The organism is Lentzea indica (genome assembly GCF_012184385.1).
In the GTDB taxonomy this organism is placed as follows: Bacteria; Actinomycetota; Actinomycetes; order Mycobacteriales; family Pseudonocardiaceae; genus Lentzea; species Lentzea indica.
Window position 1 is genome coordinate 1 of record NZ_VSRL01000222.1, and the last position, 14,833, is coordinate 14,833.

Sequence of the window (14,833 nt, forward strand, 5' to 3'; positions counted from 1 at the left end):
CGACGCCGTAGAACTCCGACATTCCCATGCAGCCGAGCCCCTGCGGCCCGACCTCCAGCTCACCCAACAAACGGCTCACGCCGTCGCCTCCAAGTCCCGCTCGACCACCGCGTAGTGGTCGATCTTGTAGTCCAGCACTTCCAGGCACGTCTGCAGCTCCGCTATGCGGGCGCGGACGTCGTTGCGGTGCTCGACGAGGATCTGCTTGCGGCGACCTGCCGTCAGGTCGCCCCTGTGCCTGAGCTGCGCGAACTCGCGCATCATGCGGATCGGCATGCCGGTCGTGCGCAGGCGCGTCACGAAGGCCAGCCACCCCAGGTCTTCCTCCGAGTAGCTGCGACGCCCACCCGAGTCTCGCGCGGGCGGGTCGACGAGCCCGATTCGTTCGTAGTAGCGCAAGGTGTCGATGGACAACCCACTGCGCTGCGCGGCTTGGGCTATCGAGTAACTCACGAGTTCGACGCTATGACCTAGAGCGCGCTCTAGGTCAAGCGGAATCCTTGGGAAGTCCCCACGCTTCGAGATGACCGGCCATGTCGGGCACGTCGATCTTGTCGCGGCCGAGGGAGCGCACGAGGTCCAACGCATCGTCCTCGTCGGCGTCGATCCAGTAGCCGTTGATGTCGCACATCGTGACGGCAGCGACCCAGCCGAGCCGCCAGTTTCCCTCGACCAGGGGGCGGGTTCTCACGATCGAGTCGAGCAGGGCGGAGGACTTCAACCACAGCGTGTCGTAAGCCTCCACGCCGAGCACGGTGGCGCGGGGACGGTAGGCCGCGGTGTCCAGCAGGCCGATGTCCCTGACGACGAGATCGCCGCCGGTCACGGCTGTGGCCAGCACTAAGAGGTCCCCGGCGTCGAGGTAGGAGATCACGGCACCCAGTTGATCAGAGAGGTCTGACAGTTTCAGGAAGATCCGAGCCTATCCAAAAGACCTCGGTACTTGGGCAGGACTCGCCCAAGCACCTCGCCGAGCTTCTCCTCCTGCTGCATGCGCTGGTAGCGGTCCGCGATCGCCAGCCGCACGACCTCCTGCTTGGAGCGACCCTCGGCCTGCGCCAGTTGAGCGAGCCGCAGGTTCTCCTCTTCGGTCAACCGCAAGGTCATCGCCATGCAGGGGACGGTACCAATCTGATACCACACAGACCAGTGGCCGTTAGGATTGCGTGATGCCCAGGCCCAAGACCCACGACGACGCTCTGCGACGGCGTCTGCTCGAGCGGGCGGGCGAGCTGCTCAGCACCGAGGGCCCCGCCGCGGTGAGCCTGCGCAAGATCGCCACCGACGTCAACACCTCCACGACGGCGGTCTATTCCCTCTTCGGCGGAAAACCTGCGTTGCTCGAAGCGCTCTACGACGAGGCCTTCAACCGGTTCGGGGCGCACCTTGCGGCCGTGCCGGTCACCGGCGACCCAGCGGAGGACCTGGTCCAGATCGGGCTCGCGTACCGGCGCAGCGCTCTGGAGGACCCGCAGTTCTACTCGGTGCTCTACTCGAAGGTCGTCGGACCGACGAAGGAGATGAGCCGCGCGGCGGGAAGGACGTTCGCGCCGGTGATCAACGGGGTGCGGCGCGCGGTCGAGCAGGGCGTCTACCGCGCGGAGGATCCCGAGCAGATCGCGATGTCGATGTGGGGCATCGCGCACGGCCTGGTGAGCCTGGAGCTCAACGGAAACCTGCCGCCCGGCGTCGATGCCGCCGCCACCTACGAGCTGGCGTTGCGCGCGCACGGCAGGGGTTGGCTGGCGGAATCCGGGGAGGCGGCCGCCGCGAAACCTCCCCGGACCCGCTGAACTGTCCGGTTAGGACAGTCCGTCTTCGTTGTGCGGCCTCACTTCAGGGCGCCGTCCAGCGCCTTGATCAGTTCGCCGTCGGCGGTGTCACCGTCGAGCGACCAGATCATCGCGCCACCGAGCCTGCGGCTGTTGATGAAGCGAGCCTTGCGCTTCATCTCGGTCGCGTCGTCGTAGGTCCACCACGTCGTGCCGTCGTAGATCCACGCGAACCCGGCGCGCTCGTCGCGGTAGATCTTGTACTTCGGGTCGGCGAGCTTGGTCTTGATGGCGTGGAAGTCCTCGTAGCCCGCCTCGTACGTCGCCGGCGCGGGCGTGCCCACGCCGAACAGGCCGTCGCGCGTGCCGGGTGCGACACCGGTCCAGCCGCGGCCGTAGAACGGAACGCCGAGCACCGCCTTCGAACGCGGAGCACCGCGCGAGAGCCACGCGTTGACCGTCACCTCGGAGCTGAACGCGAACTCCGACGGATCACCCTTGGGCGTGCGCAGCGCGGACTGCTGGTTCGCCTCCGGCTCCCACGCACCGTGGTAGTCGTAGCCCTGCAGCGTGCCGAAGGTGAGGTAGCAGAACACCTTTGCGACCTCGAAGCCCTTGTCGACCTGCTTCGGGTCGGCCGGCAGGAACGCCGTCAGGTCGCGGTTCCAGCCCATCTGCTTGCGGTACTCGGCGAGCAGCAGCGTGAAGTTCTCGCGGTCGGCGTCGCGGATGACGTTCGGCGGCTCGGGGTTGCCGGGGCTCGCCGGCCACTCCCAGTCGAGGTCGACGCCGTCGAAGACGCCCTTCGCGGCGCCCTCCGGCAGACCCGGCAGGTTGCCCTTGATCCACATGTCGGTGCACGACTTGACGTGCGCGGCGCGGGACTCGGGAGTCAGCGCGGCGTTGGAGAAGTAGCGCGAGCCCGTCCAGCCACCCAGCGAGATGTTGACCCTCAGCTTCGGGTACTTGGCCTTGAGCTGCTTGAGCTGGTTCAGGTTGCCCATGAGCGCCTGGCCGGCCTCGTCGGCCTTGCCGCTCACGGACTGCTCCGCGGTGTAAGGCATCTGCCAGTCGGCCCACGGGTCGGCGCTGATGCACTTGCCCGACTCGTCGAGGAACCCGAACGCGTAGTTGAGGTGCGTGAGCCGCGCGGCGGCCCCGCTGTCGACGAGGTTCTTGACCCGGAAGTTCCGGCCGTACACGCCCCACTGGATGAAGTACCCAACGGTGCGGGTCTTCGAATAACCGTGGTGCCCATTGGTCTCGACATCGGCGTTCGCAGGCGCAACGGCCAGCGACGCTGACAGGGCGCCGACCGCGAGCGCGGCGACACCCCATCTCCGTCTGGACATGTGACTCCCTATTCGGATCGCGGCAGCGGCGGTGTGGTCCAGAGCACGATAGGCCTGAGGTCTAGACCACTGCTACGTCCGATCGGAGGTATGTCCTAAACCGCCCCGTACAGACGGTCACCGGCATCGCCCAGACCAGGGACGATGAAGCCGGAATCGTTCAACCGCTCGTCCACCGAGGCCGTGATGAGACGCACCGGCAGCTTGGAGTCCTCGAGATGGTTGATGCCCTCGGGCGCCGCGAGCACGCACACGGCCGTCACGTCGGTCGCGCCGCGCTGGGTCAGCAGCCGGATCGTGTACGCCATGGAGCCGCCGGTCGCGAGCATCGGGTCGAGCACGAGCACCGGACGTCCTGCGAGGTCTTCCGGCAGCGACTCCATGTAGGGCGTCGGCTGCAGCGTCTCCTCGTCACGCGCGAGCCCCACGAACCCCATCTGGGCGTCCGGGATCAGCTTGTGCGCCTGGTCGGCCATGCCCAGACCGGCCCGCAGCACCGGAACGAGCAAGGGCGGGTTCGCAAGCTTGTACCCCGTGGTGCGCGCGACCGGCGTGTGCGTGCGCTCTTCCGTCAGCGGTGCTTCACGCATGGCCTCGTAGACCAGCATGACGGTGAGTTCCTGCAACGCCGCGCGGAACGCCGCGTTGTCCGTGCGCGCGTCGCGCATGGTTGTGAGTCGCGCCTTGGCGAGTGGATGATCGACGACGAGGACGTCCATGCCCGACACCGTAACCGCTGGGAGGAGCTAGGGGTGTTCGAAGAGATCTACCGGGAGTCCCGTCAGCGCACGGTGGGGCTCGCGATGGGGCTGAGCGCGGAAGATCTGGCCAGGACGGTGCCCGCCTGTCCTGAGTGGACCGTGCACCAGCTGATCGCGCACCTCGCGGGCGCGGCGTCGGATTTCACGACGGGACGGATGGAAGGCGCGCCGTCACAGGAGTGGACCGCGCGCCACGTCGCCGAACGCGAGAACGTGCCCGTCATCGAGCTCCTGGAGCAGTGGAACGCCGACGGCGCCCGCGTCGACGAACTGGAGCGAATCCCCTTCCAGCTGGCCATGGATGTGATCACGCACGAGGCCGACCTGCGCGGAGTGCTCGGCCGCGAACGCCTCCCGGACGCGGTGTGGCAGCCCACGCTGACGTGGACGGCCGTGCGCCGCCTGCCGGAGGTGACGGCGAAGACGGACTTCGGCGAGTTCGGCGACGGTCCCATCACGCTGGAGGTCGACGGCTACGAGCTGTGGCGGGCGTTCTTCGGCAGGCGCTCGCGCCGCCAGATGGAGTCGTGGAGCTGGTCCGGCCCCGCGCCGATCGAGAAGATCTCGTTCTTCCCGCCCAGGGACACCGATCTGGTGGAGTGAACGGCGTTAACTGCCAGGTGTAGGGTCGGCCGGGTGACAGACCACGTGCGCATCGGAGTGCTCGGCGCGGCCATGATCGCGCCGCCAGCTGTCATCCGTCCCGCCCGCTCCTCGACCGTCGCCGAAGTCGTGGCGATAGCAGCGCGATCCGCCGGCCGAGCGCAGGCTTTCGCCGACAAGCACGGCATTCCGCGCGTGCACGGCTCCTACGAAGAGCTGCTCGCGGACCCCGCGGTGGACGCCGTCTACAACCCGTTGCCGAACGGCCTGCACGGCAAGTGGACGCTGGCCGCACTGGAGGCCGGCAAGCACGTGCTGTGCGAGAAGCCGTTCACCGCGAACGCTTCCGAAGCCGCTTCCGTTGCCGCGGCCGCGAACGCTTCCGGCCTGGTGGTGATGGAGGCGTTCCACTACCGCTACCACCCGCTGGCCGTTCGCGTCGACGAGATCATGCGGTCCGGCGTGCTGGGCCCGCTGCGGCATGTCGAAGCCTCCGTCTGCTTCCCGCTGCCGATGTTCTCCAACATCCGCTACGACTACTCGCTCGCGGGCGGCGCGATGATGGACGCGGGCTGCTACGCCGTGCACATGGCGCGCCTGCTCGGCGGCGAGGAACCCGAGGTGCGGTCGGCGCGGGCGTTGCTGCGCGGGCCATCCATCGACAGGGCGATGCGCGCCTCGTTGCGTTTTCCATCCGGTCACACGGGTTCCGTGCACACGTCGCTGTGGTCGTCGACGGTGTTGAAGCTGTCGATGAAGGCCATCGGCGAGAACGGCACCCTGAGCGTCTTCAACCCGCTCGGGCCGCAGACGTTCCACCGGTTGTCGTTGCGGCTCAAGAACAGGAGCTCGTCGGAGACGTTCGGGCGGCGCGCGACCTACGCCTACCAGCTGGACGCGTTCACCGACGCGGTGCTGCACGGCAAGCCGTTCCCGACGACCGCCGACGACGCGGTGAAGAACATGACGGTGATCGACTCGATCTACCGGGCGGCCGGACTGCCGCTGCGCCAGCCGACCGTGTGACCTGAGTCACCCAACCCGCCCTCCCTCGCGCCGTGTCTTGAGTGCGACAGAAGGGGGAGCGTCATGAACCGGGCAGTACTGGTCGCGGTCGTTGGCATCGGCGTGCACGCGTTCAACCACTTCACGATCGGGTTGCAGGACGTGCTGGGTGGAAAGCTCTCACCTGGCGCGATCTACCACCCGATCAGTTTCGTGCTCTACACCTGGCTCGCTCTGGCCGTGCTGGACGGGAGGAACTGGGCCAGGATCACGATCAGCGTGTTGCTGCTCGGCCAGTTCGCGGGCCGGTTCTTCGTGCTCTTCGCCTATCCGGAGGCGTGGGCGACACCGGTCGGCGGGTGGGCGGTGTCGCTGGTCGTCGGCTGGCTGCTCTGGGTGCCGCAAGGGGCGCGGGCCTACTTCCGGAAGCAGGAAGTCGTTGGCTGACAAGGATTACACCGAGTACGTCACGGCGGCGCTGCCGTGGCTGCGGCGCACGGCCTACCTGCTCTGCGGTGACGTGCACAGCGCTGACGACGTCGTGCAGGTCGCGATCACGCGGCTGTACACGAGCTGGCGGAAGGCCAGGGCCGCCGACAACCTCGACGCGTACGTGCGGGCGATCCTGGTCCGCACGTTCCTCAACGAACGCAGACGGCCGTGGAGCCGGGTGCGCCTCTTCGATCGCGTGGACGAGTTGCAGGTGGTCACCAACCCGGACTTCGAGACCCGCGAGGAGGTCAGGGTCGCGCTGATGCGGGTGCCGCCCGGCCAGCGGGCGGTGCTCGTCCTGCGGTTCCTGTTCGACCTGCCGGTGGCCGAGGTCGCGAAGGCTCTGCGGTGCTCGGAAGGCACCGTGAAGAGCCAGACCTCGGCCGGGCTCACGGCCCTGCGCACACAGTTGGGAGTGACTCAGTGATGTCCGAAGAGGACGGTGCACGGCTGCTCGGGCCGTTGCGGACCATCGACGTGCCCGCTTCCGACGGTGTCAGCGTGACGCGGGCGATTCAGTCGGGCAAGCGCACCAGGACGTTGCGAGTGGCGGCTGTCGGTGTGTTCGTGCTGATCGTGGCCGGCGTGCTGCCGCTGCTGGTCCGCCCGGTCTCCGATCCCGTCGCCGTGGGGAAGTTCGACCCGTTGGTGCGCACCATCAGCGCGGGTTCGGCCGGCGGGTTCCGGCCGGAGATCTACTTCACGGGGCGGGAAAAGCAGTCGATCATGCTGCGGCCCGAGAAGAACGGCGACCAGTCCGCCAGCGTCCTGGTGCAGGCGGCCGGGACGGTGGGCGCGCCATCAGGCGAGCCGATGCCGGACGTCAACGGCAAGCGCGCGCTCTGGACGGGCACCTTCGTGGCCGTCGAATGGGCGCGGGGCGCATGGGCGTTCGTGCAGGTGCAGGGCTTCCCGGACGATCGGGAGCGTGCGCACCGGGTGGCGCAGAGCGTGCGGTTCGACGAGCGCATCCAGATCAAGTTCCCGTACACCGTGCAGACCTCGTGGACGTTGGACGGTGTCCGCGACACCGGCGGCGACATCGAGTTGGTGTTCACCAACGGCGTCCGCCTCGCGCTGCGTGCCGGCGTCGGCCTGGCGCAGGGCGAAGCACCTCAGGCGGAGCTGGAGGCGCTGGAGAAGTCGGTGCGGCCGGCCGACCCTCCGGTCACCAACCCGTTCCGCTGACACCACCCGATTCAGTGACGGCACAACCCGATCCGGGAGTAAAGAATCGACAGAGCAGCTCCGAAGTGTCTCGTAGCCAGTTGAGACGTGGAGGTGCGAACGTGACGATCGAGCAGAAGCCCGTCCAGCAGTTGTGTGAATCACCGCTGGTCATATTGGGTGTATCGGCGTCACTGGCGGTGTTGATCGGCGTGCTGCCCCTGATGTGGAGCTACAGCCCGGCGCTCGCTTCGGCCCTCGCCGCAGTACCGGTGCTGGCCTTCGCGATCACCGTCAAGTACGCACCGAACCGGAAGTGAGAGTCCTACACTCGTTCGAGTGAGCGACGAGCTGGTACCAGCTGACCAGAGTCACATGCGCGCCTCGGACGCTGACCGGGAACGGATCGCGCAGGTGCTGCACAAGGCGACCGCCGAGGGCCGTCTCGACATCCACGAGCTGGACGAACGGCTCGCGGCGGTCTACGCCGCGAAGACCTACGGCGAACTCGTTCCCATCACCGCGGACCTGGTGCTGAGCGGCCTGCCGCACAACCCGGCGGTGCCCCAGTACCAATCGGCCGTCGACAACCGCGTCGGCGGCGAGCCGGGCAGCGCGGTGTCCGTCGCCTTCTGGTCGGGCGTCAACCGCAAGGGCCACTGGGTCGTCCCGCGCATGCACAACGCCGTCGCGGTCATGGGCGGCATCGAGCTCGACCTGACCCACGCGAGCTACGCCGAGTCCGAGGTCACCATCAGCGTGTTCGCGTTCTGGGGTGGCGTCGAGATCCGGGTGCCCGACGACATCAACGTGAAGGTCGACGGGTTCGGGTTCATGGGGGCCTTCGAGGACCGCGCGCCAGGACGCAGGCACATTCCCGGTGCGCCGACCGTGCGGATCACCGGCCTCGCCATCATGGGCGGCGTGGAGGTCAAGGGGCCGAAGCGGAAGAAGTCCAGCATCCTGCGGGAACTCCTCGACTGACCCAGATCGGCCGGAGCTCCTCGCCCAAGAACGACTTCCGCTGGGCGCGGCATGCGGTTACCCTCCTGCGACCGCATGCCGTCCCCCCGTGAAGGTCATGACGACTCCCTCTGACAGACCCGTGTTCGTTGATCCGAGCGGCCGCCGCCGCAAGGTGATGCGCATCGCCATCGGCACTGTCGCCGTTGGTGTGGTGGCCTACCTGGTGCTTCTGGTGATCGCGCTCGCCGGCGGCCCGGTGAACCCGACGACGCTGTTGCCGATCCCCGAGGCAGCAGAGCCCGCCATCACCACGACGACGAGCACCCCGGCTTCGTCACCCGAAGCAACATCGTTGCCACGCAACGAAACCACCACCACACCACCGGTCACCACGTCGGCACCTCCGGTGACGACCACCACCACGACCACGACCGAGAACGGCAACAAGCGCACCGATCCACCGGGTGCGTCGAACCGGCCGAGCGACCCCGGTCAGGGCAAGCCGTGAGACCTCAGCCGCGCGCTCACTGGGCGCTGCTGGCGTTGGGCATGGTGGTGCTGCTCGGCGCGTTGCTGCTGGACACGTTCGTGGTCGGGCGTGTGGGCCAGGGCGCCGCGCCGACGGCGGGGCCCGCGAACACGGTGCCGGAGTCCGTGCACCAGGGCGGTCCGCTGATCGGCGACACCGGGTCGGGGCTCAGCTCGCGCACGACGCCGGACCGCACGGTCGTGCTGACGTTCGACGACGGCCCCGACCCCGAGTGGACGCCGAAGATCCTCGACGTGCTGCGGCGCAACGAGGTCAAGGCCACGTTCTTCGTCACCGGCGCGGCCGCGGCGCAGCACCCGGACGTGCTGGAACGCGTCGACGCCGAGGGCCACGAGGTGGGGCTGCACACCTTCACCCACGTCGACCTGGGCAAGGTCGGTGAGACCCGCACCAGGATCGAGCTCGGTCAGACCGGGCTCGTCGTGGCCAGCGGTACCGGGAAGTCCAGCCAGCTCGTGCGGCCGCCGTACTCGAACCGGCCGGACGCGGTCGACAACGAGGACCTGGTCGGCATCGAGCGGATCACGGCTGCGGGCAACCTCGTGCTGCTCTCCGATCTCGACAGCGAGGACTGGCGCACGCCCGGCGCCGACGCCGTCCTCGCGAACTCCACGCCGAAGGACACCAAGGGCGCTGTCGTGCTGATGCACGACGGCGGTGGCGACCGGTCGCAAACCGTTGCGGCGCTGGAGAAGCTGATCCCGAGCCTGAAGGAGCGCGGGTTCGCGTTCAAGACCACGAGCGACGCCTTCGGCGTGCAGCAGGCCGCTCGACCGGCCACGGCCGCGGAGCGTGCGGAGGGCACCGCGGTGTCGCTGGCCGTGCGGTTCTCGCGGTTCGTCACGGAGCTGCTGACGTGGCTCGTCGTGATCTCCAGCGTGCTGGCGCTCGCTCGCGCCGCGGTGCTGCTGGTGACGACCGCGATCCACGCACGGCGCAAGCCGGGTAAGCACGCGCCGCGGCTGGAGTCGCAGATGGTGACGGTGCTCGTGCCCGCCTACAACGAGGAAGCGGGGATCGAGGCGACCGTCCGCACGATCCTCGCCAGCACCTTCCCGGTGCACGTGATCGTGATCGACGACGGCTCGACCGACCGCACGTCCGAGGTGGTCAAGAGCCTGCACCTGCCCAACGTCTCCCTGGTGCGCCAGCGGAACGCGGGCAAGGCCGCGGCGCTGAACACCGGACTGCGGCACACCCGCACCGAGCTGGTCGTGATGGTCGACGGCGACACCGTGCTGGAACCGGACACCGTCGCCAACCTCGTGCAGCCCTTCGCCGACCACGAGGTGGGCGCGGTGTCGGGCAACGCCAAGGTGGGCAACAGGTCCGGGCTGCTCGGCCGCTGGCAGCACATCGAGTACGTGATCGGCTTCAACCTCGACCGGCGGATGTACGACGTCATGCAGTGCATGCCGACGGTGCCGGGCGCTGTCGGCGGCTTCCGGGTCAGCGCACTGCGCGAGGTCGGCGGCGTCCCCGAGGACACGCTGGCGGAGGACACCGACCTCACGATGGCGCTGGAACGGGCCGGCTGGTCGGTGGTCTACCAGGAGTCCGCGCGGGCGTGGACCGAGGCTCCCGCGAGCCTCGGCCAGCTGTGGCGGCAGCGTTATCGCTGGTGCTACGGCACGTTGCAGGCGATGTGGAAGCACCGCGGCGCGATCTTCGAACGCGGCATGGGCGGCAAGCTCGGCCGCCGCGCGCTGCCGTACCTCTTCCTGTACCAGGTGGCGCTGCCGGTGCTGGCGCCCGCGATCGACGTGTTCGCGGTGCTGAGCCTGTGGACCGACCCGGCCGCGGGCGCGCTCGCCTGGCTCGGGTTCCTGGCGCTGCAGCTGATCCCCGCCGTGATCGCGTTCCGGCTCGACGGCGAACGGCTGCGGCCGCTGTGGGCCGTCGCGCTGCAACCGATCGTCTACCGGCAGCTCATGTACCTGGTCGTCATCCAGTCGGTGATCACCGCACTGGCCGGGGCCGTGCTGCCTTGGCAGAAGCTCAAGCGGACCGGCAGTGCCGCGCAGAACGCACCGGAGATCGACGAGCGAACGGTGCCGCTCAACCGGGCTGACCTGCGCAGATCGCCTCACTTAGGACGGGCGTCCCATTCCGCTTAGACTCGCAGGCATGGCTGCTCCAACGACATTGCCGTCGGCCCTGGCTGACGCCGTGCGCGACGAATCGTCGCTGCGGCGGTTCCTCCACGGGCTCCCCGGCGTCGACCAGGTCGGCGTCGAGCAACGAGCCGCGGGCCTCGGCACGCGGAGCATCAAGAAGGCCTCCAAGCTGCACGCCATCGACCTGGCGATCAGCATGGTCGACCTGACCACGCTGGAAGGCGCTGACACGCACGGCAAGGTGCGCGGCCTGGCCGCCAAGGCGAAGCGGCCCGACCCCGAGCGGCCGGACGTACCGCAGGTCGCGGCCGTGTGCGTGTACCCGGACATGGTCAAGACGGCGGCCGATGAGCTCAAGGGCACCGGCATCAACGTCGCCAGCGTCGCGACGGCGTTTCCCAGTGGGCGCAGCACGATGGACATCAAGCTGGCCGACACCAGGTTCGCCGTCGAGCAGGGCGCAGCCGAGGTCGACATGGTGATCGACCGCGGCGCGTTCCTCTCCGGCCGGTACGGGCAGGTGTTCGAGGAGATCGTCAAGATCAAGGAGGCGTGCGGGAACGCGCACCTCAAGGTCATCCTCGAGACCGGCGAGCTCGTGACGTACGACAACGTGCGCCGCGCGTCGTGGCTCGCGCTCCTGGCCGGCGGCGACTTCATCAAGACCTCGACCGGCAAGGTGCAGCCGGCGGCGACGTTGCCGGTGACGCACGTGATGCTGCAGGCGGTCAGGGACTGGAAGACGCAGACGGGTGAGCTGCGCGGGGTCAAGCCCGCCGGTGGCATCCGCAACACCAAGGACGCGATCAAGTACCTGGTGGCCGTGCACGAGGTGGCCGGGCCGGAGTGGCTCGACCCGCACCTCTTCCGGTTCGGCGCGTCGACGTTGCTGAACGACCTGCTCATGCAGCGGCGGACCCAGTTGGACGGCCACTACAGCGGCCCGGACTACGTGACGGTGGACTGAAGACATGTGGGAATACGCCCCCGCGCCAGAGTCGCGGGACATCGCGAACCTCAAGCCGAACTACCGGATGTTCGTCGACGGCAAGTTCGTCGAGGGCACCGGTGAGCCGCTCAAGACCATCAACCCGGCCACCGAAGAGGTGCTCGCGGAGGTCTCGACGGCCAGCCAGTCCGATGTGGACACCGCCGTCAAGGCGGCGCGCAAGGCCTACGACCGCGTGTGGTCGAAGATGCCCGGCTCCGAGCGGGCCAAGTACATCTACCGCATCGCGCGGCAGATCCAGGAGCGCGGGCGCGAGCTCGCCGTGCTGGAGTCGCTCGACAACGGCAAGCCGATCAAGGAGTCGCGCGACGTCGACGTACCGACGGCCGCCGCACACTTCTTCTACCACGCGGGCTGGGCAGACAAGCTCTCCTACGCGGGTTACGGCCCCGACCCGAAGCCGCTCGGCGTCGCGGGACAGGTGATCCCGTGGAACTTCCCGCTGCTGATGGCCGCGTGGAAGATCGCGCCCGCACTGGCGTGCGGCAACACCGTCGTGCTGAAGCCGGCCGAGACCACGCCGCTGACCGCACTGGTGCTGGCCGACATCATCCAGCAGTGCGACCTGCCACCGGGCGTCGTGAACATCATCCCCGGCGCCGGTGACGTGGGTGCCACGCTCGTCGAGCACGGCGACGTCAACAAGGTGGCGTTCACCGGCTCGACCGAGGTCGGCAAGATCATTCAGCGCCAGCTCGCGGGCACGTCGAAGAAGCTCACGCTGGAACTGGGCGGCAAGGCGGCGAACGTCGTGTTCGACGACGCCCCGCTCGACCAGGCCGTCGAAGGCATCGTCAACGGCATCTTCTTCAACCAGGGCCACGTCTGCTGCGCAGGAAGCCGTTTGCTGGTGCAGGAATCCATCGCCGACGAACTGCTGGAGAAGCTGCACGCACGAGTCAGCACCCTGCGCGTGGGCGACCCGCTGGACAAGAACACCGACGTCGGCGCGATCAACTCGCGCGAGCAGCTCACCAAGATCAAGGAGCTGACCGAGTCGGGCGAAGCCGAGGGCGCGCAGCGCTGGACGTCCTCCTGCCCGTTGCCGGACAAGGGTTTCTTCTTCGCCCCGACCGTGTTCTCCAACGTGTCGCAGGCGATGCGAATCGCCCGCGAGGAGATCTTCGGCCCAGTCCTCTCCGTCCTGACCTTCCGCACCCCGGAAGAGGCCGTGGCCAAGGCGAACAACACGCCGTACGGCCTGTCCGCCGGCGTGTGGACGGAAAAGGGCTCACGCATTCTCTGGATGGCACAACGCATGCGCGCCGGAGTGGTGTGGTCCAACACGTTCAACCGCTTCGACCCGACCGCCCCGTTCGGCGGATACCAGGAGTCGGGCTTCGGTCGTGAGGGCGGCCGCACCGGTCTGGAGGCCTACCTCGATGTCTGATCGAATCTCGGTCGCAAAGACCTACAAGCTCTACATCGGCGGCGCCTTCCCACGCTCCGAGTCGGGCCGCAGCTACCCGGTGACCGACGCAAAGGGCACCTTCCTCGCGAACGCGGCCCAAGGCTCCCGCAAGGACGCCCGCGACGCCGTAGCCGCAGCCCGCAAGGCCTTCGCGAGCTGGTCCGGCGCCACGGCCTACAACCGAGGCCAGGTCCTGTACCGAGTGGCCGAGGTCCTGGAGGGCCGCCGCGAGCAGTTCATCACCGAGGTGGCAGCCTCCGAAGGCGTACCCCTGAAGAAGGCACAGTCCCTAGTGGACACCGCGATCGACCGCTGGGTCTGGTACGCGGGCTGGACGGACAAGATCACGGCCGTACTGGGCTCCTCGAACCCGGTAGCAGGCCCGTACTTCTCCTTCTCCACCCCAGAACCGACCGGCGTCGTGGCCGTGCTCGCACCCCAGCAATCCTCGTTGCTGGGCCTGGTGTCCGTGATCGCACCGGTGATCGCCAGCGGCAACACCTGCGTGGTCATCACCTCGCAGGACCGCCCACTGCCCGCGATCACCCTGTCCGAGGTTCTAGCGACCTCGGACGTGCCGGGTGGCGTAGTCAACATCATCACCGGCCGCACCGCAGAGATCGCACCGTGGCTGGCGTCGCACGGCGACGTGAACGCCCTAGACCTCACCGGCGCCCCCGAGTCACTGCGCACCGAACTGGAACGCAGTGCCGCCGGAACGGTGAAGCGCGTGCTGCGCAACAAGGCCAGCGAAGACTTCGCTCAGGTCCCAGACCTGTCGCGGATCCGCGCCTACCTGGAGACGAAGACGGTCTGGCACCCGATGGGCGTCTAACCCCGCGAGCTAGTCGGCGGCGTAGGCCTTGCCCTGCGCCGCCAACTCCTCCCCGAGGATCCTGATCGCCTTCGGCCCAACGCCGTGGATCTTCAGCAGCTCCTTGGCCGAAACCTTGGTCAGCGAGTCGAACGTCGTGTACCCGTGAGCAGTCAACTCGCGATCCGCGACCTTCCCAATGGTGCGAGGAAACTCCGACATACTCAGGAGTCCACCACACCAAGCACTGGCGGGCACGCCAAATCACCGCACGCGATGGCGAAGCCGAGCCAACCGCGAAGGCGAAGCCGAGCAGACCGCGATGGCGCAGCCGAGCACGCTTTCACACACAACGCGGGTGGGGTGGTCCCGTCACGAGTCGTGCCGATGCCTTTGCCGCGCACAGGGAGGAGGGTCAAGTCGACACGCTTTTCGTCGACTTGACCCTCCTCCCTGGGTGTGGCTGCCTTCGAGTGCGACTCGTGACGGGACCACCCCACACCAACAGCACCACCTACTCAACAGCAAGCCGCCAAAAGCAACCGGCGTGCCATCAACCCGCAGGCGGCGCTGGACAGGTCTTTGATCAGATTGGCGGGGTCTGGGGCGGAGCCCCAGGGTTCCGGCAAAGTCGTGTCGGTGCTGGTCAGGGGTGGATTCCGAGGAGTGTGAGTGGTCGGGTGAAGTCTCGGCTGGTGTGGCGGAGTCCGGTGGCGATGCTGGTGTGGCCGGCGAGGCGTAGTGCGTTGATGGCGAGGTTGCGCAGGCTGGCCATGGTGCGGGGTGCGGTGCCGGTGCGCACTCGTGAGACGTC

General features: G+C 68.1%; 19 protein-coding genes. 13 read left to right on the plus strand and 6 right to left on the minus strand.

Annotated features, from left to right (window positions below; all coding sequences use genetic code 11):
- Positions 1-75: 75 nt before the first annotated feature.
- Genes FXN61_RS37985 through FXN61_RS37995 form a run of 3 tightly spaced genes read right to left on the minus strand, consistent with a single transcriptional unit; the run spans position 76 to position 1,113 of the window.
- Positions 76-453, minus strand: a complete 378-nt coding sequence (locus FXN61_RS37985; protein WP_167978749.1) for a MerR family transcriptional regulator — start codon at positions 451-453, stop codon at positions 76-78.
- 34 nt (positions 454-487) lie between these two features.
- On the minus strand, positions 488-874 hold the full coding sequence (locus tag FXN61_RS37990) for a type II toxin-antitoxin system death-on-curing family toxin (protein ID WP_167978750.1): 387 nt from the start codon (positions 872-874) through the stop codon (positions 488-490).
- Positions 875-906: 32 nt separating this feature from the next.
- Positions 907-1,113 (minus strand): YlcI/YnfO family protein, encoded by a 207-nt coding sequence (locus FXN61_RS37995; protein ID WP_167978751.1) that lies wholly within the window; start codon positions 1,111-1,113, stop codon positions 907-909.
- 56 nt (positions 1,114-1,169) lie between these two features.
- On the opposite strand from FXN61_RS37995, the gene FXN61_RS38000 reads away from it, so the two are divergent.
- Positions 1,170-1,793 carry a TetR/AcrR family transcriptional regulator gene (locus FXN61_RS38000; RefSeq protein ID WP_167978752.1) on the plus strand — a complete coding sequence of 208 codons (624 nt, stop codon included), beginning with the start codon at positions 1,170-1,172 and terminating at the stop codon, positions 1,791-1,793.
- Positions 1,794-1,831: 38 nt separating this feature from the next.
- Here the strand turns inward: FXN61_RS38000 and FXN61_RS38005 are convergent, their stop codons facing one another.
- Together FXN61_RS38005 and upp are read right to left on the minus strand one after the other, a co-directional pair.
- Positions 1,832-3,124, minus strand: a complete 1,293-nt coding sequence (locus FXN61_RS38005; RefSeq protein WP_167978753.1) for a glycoside hydrolase family 18 protein — start codon at positions 3,122-3,124, stop codon at positions 1,832-1,834.
- 95 nt (positions 3,125-3,219) lie between these two features.
- Positions 3,220-3,843 carry a uracil phosphoribosyltransferase gene (upp, locus tag FXN61_RS38010; protein WP_167978754.1) on the minus strand — a complete coding sequence of 208 codons (624 nt, stop codon included), beginning with the start codon at positions 3,841-3,843 and terminating at the stop codon, positions 3,220-3,222.
- Between the two features lie 33 nt (positions 3,844-3,876).
- Here upp and FXN61_RS38015 point away from each other — a divergent pair, with 33 nt between their 5' ends.
- The 12 genes from FXN61_RS38015 to FXN61_RS38070 all read left to right on the plus strand — a co-directional run bounded on the left by FXN61_RS38015 (position 3,877) and on the right by FXN61_RS38070 (position 14,040).
- The gene (locus FXN61_RS38015; protein ID WP_167978755.1) at positions 3,877-4,488 is read left to right on the plus strand and encodes a maleylpyruvate isomerase N-terminal domain-containing protein; all 612 of its coding nucleotides are present in this window, start codon (positions 3,877-3,879) and stop codon (positions 4,486-4,488) included.
- A gap of 33 nt (positions 4,489-4,521) precedes the next feature.
- Positions 4,522-5,514: a Gfo/Idh/MocA family protein gene (locus FXN61_RS38020; protein ID WP_167978756.1), complete on the plus strand. Its 993-nt coding sequence runs from the start codon at positions 4,522-4,524 to the stop codon at positions 5,512-5,514.
- Positions 5,515-5,577: 63 nt separating this feature from the next.
- A complete protein-coding gene (locus FXN61_RS38025; protein WP_167978757.1) occupies positions 5,578-5,940 on the plus strand; it encodes a hypothetical protein in 363 nt (120 codons plus the stop codon).
- Positions 5,933-6,412: a SigE family RNA polymerase sigma factor gene (locus FXN61_RS38030; protein WP_167978758.1), complete on the plus strand. Its 480-nt coding sequence runs from the start codon at positions 5,933-5,935 to the stop codon at positions 6,410-6,412. The genes FXN61_RS38025 and FXN61_RS38030 overlap by 8 nt, the downstream gene beginning before the upstream one ends.
- On the plus strand, positions 6,412-7,173 hold the full coding sequence (locus tag FXN61_RS38035) for a hypothetical protein (protein WP_167978759.1): 762 nt from the start codon (positions 6,412-6,414) through the stop codon (positions 7,171-7,173). The genes FXN61_RS38030 and FXN61_RS38035 overlap by 1 nt, the downstream gene beginning before the upstream one ends.
- Positions 7,174-7,274: 101 nt before the next feature.
- Positions 7,275-7,472 carry a hypothetical protein gene (locus FXN61_RS38040; protein WP_167978760.1) on the plus strand — a complete coding sequence of 66 codons (198 nt, stop codon included), beginning with the start codon at positions 7,275-7,277 and terminating at the stop codon, positions 7,470-7,472.
- Between the two features lie 19 nt (positions 7,473-7,491).
- Complete coding sequence (locus tag FXN61_RS38045; protein WP_312878316.1) at positions 7,492-8,136, plus strand: DUF1707 SHOCT-like domain-containing protein; 645 nt, start codon at positions 7,492-7,494, stop codon at positions 8,134-8,136.
- A gap of 97 nt (positions 8,137-8,233) precedes the next feature.
- Positions 8,234-8,626 carry a hypothetical protein gene (locus FXN61_RS38050; protein WP_167978761.1) on the plus strand — a complete coding sequence of 131 codons (393 nt, stop codon included), beginning with the start codon at positions 8,234-8,236 and terminating at the stop codon, positions 8,624-8,626.
- A complete protein-coding gene (locus FXN61_RS38055) occupies positions 8,623-10,785 on the plus strand; it encodes a bifunctional polysaccharide deacetylase/glycosyltransferase family 2 protein (protein ID WP_312878317.1) in 2,163 nt (720 codons plus the stop codon). The genes FXN61_RS38050 and FXN61_RS38055 overlap by 4 nt, the downstream gene beginning before the upstream one ends.
- 10 nt (positions 10,786-10,795) lie before the next feature.
- The gene (gene deoC, locus FXN61_RS38060) at positions 10,796-11,752 is read left to right on the plus strand and encodes a deoxyribose-phosphate aldolase (protein WP_167978762.1); all 957 of its coding nucleotides are present in this window, start codon (positions 10,796-10,798) and stop codon (positions 11,750-11,752) included.
- Positions 11,753-11,756: 4 nt separating this feature from the next.
- The gene (locus tag FXN61_RS38065; RefSeq protein ID WP_167978763.1) at positions 11,757-13,184 is read left to right on the plus strand and encodes an aldehyde dehydrogenase family protein; all 1,428 of its coding nucleotides are present in this window, start codon (positions 11,757-11,759) and stop codon (positions 13,182-13,184) included.
- A complete protein-coding gene (locus tag FXN61_RS38070) occupies positions 13,177-14,040 on the plus strand; it encodes an aldehyde dehydrogenase family protein (protein WP_167978764.1) in 864 nt (287 codons plus the stop codon). Before FXN61_RS38065 ends, FXN61_RS38070 begins: the two co-directional genes overlap by 8 nt.
- Before the next feature lie 9 nt (positions 14,041-14,049).
- On the opposite strand, the gene FXN61_RS38075 is transcribed toward FXN61_RS38070, so the two are convergent.
- Positions 14,050-14,241: a helix-hairpin-helix domain-containing protein gene (locus FXN61_RS38075; protein ID WP_167978765.1), complete on the minus strand. Its 192-nt coding sequence runs from the start codon at positions 14,239-14,241 to the stop codon at positions 14,050-14,052.
- Between the last annotated feature and the right edge of the window lie 592 nt (positions 14,242-14,833).

What these genes read in the sequence shown, in the direction of transcription:
- FXN61_RS37995 (WP_167978751.1), bottom strand. Translation starts at nt 1,113, where the DNA reads ATGGCGATGACCTTGCGGTTGACCGAAGAGGAGAACCTGCGGCTCGCT.
- FXN61_RS38000 (WP_167978752.1), top strand. Translation starts at nt 1,170, where the DNA reads ATGCCCAGGCCCAAGACCCACGACGACGCTCTGCGACGGCGTCTGCTC.
- FXN61_RS38005 (WP_167978753.1), bottom strand. Translation starts at nt 3,124, where the DNA reads ATGTCCAGACGGAGATGGGGTGTCGCCGCGCTCGCGGTCGGCGCCCTG.
- upp (WP_167978754.1), bottom strand. Translation starts at nt 3,843, where the DNA reads ATGGACGTCCTCGTCGTCGATCATCCACTCGCCAAGGCGCGACTCACA.
- FXN61_RS38025 (WP_167978757.1), top strand. Translation starts at nt 5,578, where the DNA reads ATGAACCGGGCAGTACTGGTCGCGGTCGTTGGCATCGGCGTGCACGCG.
- FXN61_RS38035 (WP_167978759.1), top strand. Translation starts at nt 6,412, where the DNA reads ATGTCCGAAGAGGACGGTGCACGGCTGCTCGGGCCGTTGCGGACCATC.
- FXN61_RS38050 (WP_167978761.1), top strand. Translation starts at nt 8,234, where the DNA reads ATGACGACTCCCTCTGACAGACCCGTGTTCGTTGATCCGAGCGGCCGC.
- deoC (WP_167978762.1), top strand. Translation starts at nt 10,796, where the DNA reads ATGGCTGCTCCAACGACATTGCCGTCGGCCCTGGCTGACGCCGTGCGC.
- FXN61_RS38065 (WP_167978763.1), top strand. Translation starts at nt 11,757, where the DNA reads ATGTGGGAATACGCCCCCGCGCCAGAGTCGCGGGACATCGCGAACCTC.
- FXN61_RS38070 (WP_167978764.1), top strand. Translation starts at nt 13,177, where the DNA reads ATGTCTGATCGAATCTCGGTCGCAAAGACCTACAAGCTCTACATCGGC.
- FXN61_RS38075 (WP_167978765.1), bottom strand. Translation starts at nt 14,241, where the DNA reads ATGTCGGAGTTTCCTCGCACCATTGGGAAGGTCGCGGATCGCGAGTTG.